The 2,370-nt window shown below is 68.2% G+C and carries 2 protein-coding genes; one reads left to right on the top strand and one right to left on the bottom strand.

Annotation, left to right across the window (positions count from 1 at the left end; translation table 11 throughout):
- Positions 1-1,618 (bottom strand): ABC-F family ATP-binding cassette domain-containing protein (locus DBR34_RS09690; RefSeq protein ID WP_146186807.1); only part of this gene is annotated, 1,618 nt, incomplete at its 3' end.
- 345 nt (positions 1,619-1,963) lie between these two features.
- Between DBR34_RS09690 and DBR34_RS22530 the strand changes: the two genes are divergently transcribed.
- On the top strand, positions 1,964-2,370 hold a 407-nt coding region (locus tag DBR34_RS22530; RefSeq protein ID WP_258223790.1), incomplete at its 3' end, for a TonB-dependent receptor plug domain-containing protein.

The following is a 2,370-nucleotide window of genomic DNA, read 5'->3' as shown; positions in this document are numbered from 1 at the left end:
GTTCCGGTGCGGCGGCGGCCATCTTCTGCTTGGTGCCCTGCGCGGCGGGACGCGAGCGCAGCCACGCCGCGTACGCGTCCAGGTCGCCGTCGAACGGCTCCACCACGCCATCGGCCACGCGCCAGAAGGTATCGCAGACCAGGCCGATCAGATGGCGGTCATGCGACACCATCACGATCGCGCCCTCGAAGTCGGCCAGCGCCTCGGCCAGCGCTTCGCGCATTTCCAGGTCAAGGTGGTTGGTCGGTTCGTCGAGCAGCAGCACGTTGGGCTGCTGGAAGGCGATCAGGGCCAGTGCCAGACGCGCGCGCTCGCCACCGGAGAACCCGTCCACCGGCTCGAAGGCACGGTCGCCGGCGAAGTTCCACTTGCCGAGGAAGTCGCGGAACACCTGGTTGGGCGCGTCGCGGTCCAGGTCGCGGAAGTGCTCCATCGGCGACTGCCCTTCATGCAGCGACTCCACCGTGTGCTGGGCGAAGTAGCCGATGCGCAGGTCCGGGTGCGCGGCGCGCTCACCGGTCAGCGGGGCCAGCTCGCCCACCAGGGTCTTCACCAGCGTGGTCTTGCCCGCGCCGTTGGGACCCAGCAGGCCGATGCGCTGGCCGGCTTCCAGGCCGAAGCCCACGTTGTGCAGGATCACCGAATCGGCGCCGTACCCGGCATCGACATGGTTGAGCCGGATCAGCGAGAACGGCAGCTTGGCCGGCGGCGAGAACTCGATGCGGAACTCGCGCTCGGCGCGCACCGCCTCGGTGCCGGCCAGCTTGGCCAGGCGCTTCATGCGGCTCTGCGCCTGGGCGGCCTTGCTGGCCTGCGCCTTGAAGCGGTCGATGAAGCTCTGCAGGTGGGCACGCTCGGCCTGCTCCTTCTCGTGCGCGATCTGCTGCTGGCGCAGCTGCTCGGCGCGCTGGCGCTCGAAATCGGTGTACCCGCCGGGGTACAGCTTGGCGCCACCGCCGTGCAGGTGCAGGGTGTGGGTGGCCACGTTGTCCAGGAACTCGCGGTCATGCGAGATCAGCAGCAGCGTGCCCGGGTACTTCAGCAGCCACTGTTCCAGCCAGAACACCGCGTCCAGATCCAGGTGGTTGGTCGGTTCGTCGAGCAGCAGCAGGTCGCTGGGCATCATCAGCGCGCGGGCCAGGTTCAGGCGCACGCGCCAGCCGCCGGAGAACGAGGACACCGCCCGCGAGTGCGTCTCGGCCGGGAAGCCCAGGCCGTGCAGCAGCTTGCCGGCACGGGCCTCGGCGTCGTACGCGCCGATCTCGGCCATCTTCTGGTGCGCGGTGGCCACTGCTTCCCAGTCTTCGCGCGCGGCGGCCTCGGCCTCTTCGCGCATGACCGCGGCCACCTCGGTGTCGCCCTCCAGCACGAACTGCAGCGCCGGGTCGGGCAGCGAGGGGGTTTCCTGGGCCACGCTGGCAATGCGGACCTTGCCGGGCAGGTCGACATCGCCCTTGTCCGCCTCCAGCTCGCCCTTGACGGCGGCAAACAGGCTGGACTTGCCGGCACCGTTGCGGCCGACGACGCCAACGCGGTACCCCGCGTGCAGGGTCAGGTCGACATTGGACAACAGCAGCCGCTCGCCACGGCGCAAGGCGAAGTTACGAAGGGAAATCATCTTGGGGGGTCCATATAACGGAATGGAATGTGCTGGTGAGCACCCTTCCTGCGACGTAATTCTAACGTTAACGAATACTTGACGCGCCCCGGGATGCGCAGCAGGCCTCGTTCCTCTCTCCCACGACCCTGCCTGCGCTTCCCCGGGACCCTGATGTCGGGCCCGCCAGTTCACGTAAATGGTTGCTTCTGCAACGTTTTTTGTCGACATGGCGGTTATTTGACAAGCGATGAATATCCCGTTAATTCATTTATTGCGCACCGCAACACCCGCCTTCGCCGACCCGCTTCATGCCGTCGAGATGTCGTTCCGGTGCCGCATCGTCCCTACCGGAGCCACGCCCAGATGAACCGCAAGACCAGTACGCTCGCCGCCGCCGTAGCTGTCGTGCTCGGTGCCTCCAGCTTCGCCGCCAGCGCCCAGGACGCCCCTGCGCGCACCGCCGCCAACACGCTGGACACCATCATCGTCACCGGCACCCGGGTCGCCGACCGCACCGTGGCCGAATCGCAGTCGCCGATCGACATCATCACCCCCGAAGCGCTGCAGTCCACCGGTACCACCGAGCTGGCCACCGCGCTGTCGCGCGCCCTGCCCTCGCTGAACTTCCCGCGCCCGGCCCTCACCGACGGCACCAGCGGCATCCGCCCGGCGCAGCTGCGCGGGCTGTCGCCGGACCAGGTGCTGGTGCTGGTCAACGGCAAGCGCCGGCATACCTCGGCGCAGATCAACGTCAACGGCAGCATCGGCCG

Source organism: Stenotrophomonas sp. HMWF003 (genome assembly GCF_003061285.1).
Lineage (GTDB): Bacteria > Pseudomonadota > Gammaproteobacteria > Xanthomonadales > Xanthomonadaceae > Stenotrophomonas > Stenotrophomonas maltophilia_AP.
The sequence above is the reverse complement of the archived record's forward strand: the minus strand, read 5'-3'. Positions and strand labels throughout refer to the sequence as shown.